Source organism: Arthrobacter sp. Y3221114 (assembly GCF_059092625.1).
This window is the reverse complement of record NZ_JBNHHW010000016.1, coordinates 1-600: the sequence shown is the minus strand read 5'-3', so window position 1 is coordinate 600 and position 600 is coordinate 1. Positions and strand designations below refer to the sequence as shown.

Here is a 600-nt window from a genome sequence, read left to right as displayed (position 1 = left end):
GAGGGGATCCTGGGCGGGGTCCGATTCGAGCGCGCGTACCCGGGCCACGACGATGGTGTGGTCCCCGCCGTCGTATTCGTCCACCAGGTCGCATTCGATCCACGCGGTAACACCGTCGATGACGGGTGCACCCGAAGGGGAGGGCGCCCACTGGATGCCCTGGAATTTGTCGGCCCCCGAGCGCGCGAAGGCCCGGCTGACATGCTCGTGGTCCGCCGAAAGGACGTTGATGCAGAAGCTGCCTCCTGCCCGGACCTTCGGCCAGCTCGTGGACGTCTTTGCGGGGAAAAACGACACCAGCGCAGGCTCAAGGGACAGCGAGCTGAAGGACTGGCAGGTGAACCCGACCGGCCCCTGCTCACCCATGGCGGTGATCACTGTCACCCCCGAGCAGAAACTGCCCAGGACGCTGCGCATATCCTCCGGCCTGACCGGCGAGATTGTAGCTGCTGATTTAGCCATGATGCTTCCACCTTTTCTTCCCTTGATCCGTCGACTATGACGGGGATCCGTCGACTGTGACGGGCTGATTCCAGTCAACCGGGGACGCGACGCCCGCTCAAGCGTCCCGGGATGCGTTCACACCGGGACAACTGTCGC

The 600-nt window shown here is 64.5% G+C and carries 1 protein-coding gene; it reads right to left on the bottom strand.

Annotated features, from left to right (window positions below):
- Positions 1–462 (bottom strand): flavin reductase family protein (locus tag AC5RV3_RS17725; protein ID WP_494123204.1); only part of this gene is annotated, 462 nt, incomplete at its 3' end.
- Between the last annotated feature and the right edge of the window lie 138 nt (positions 463–600).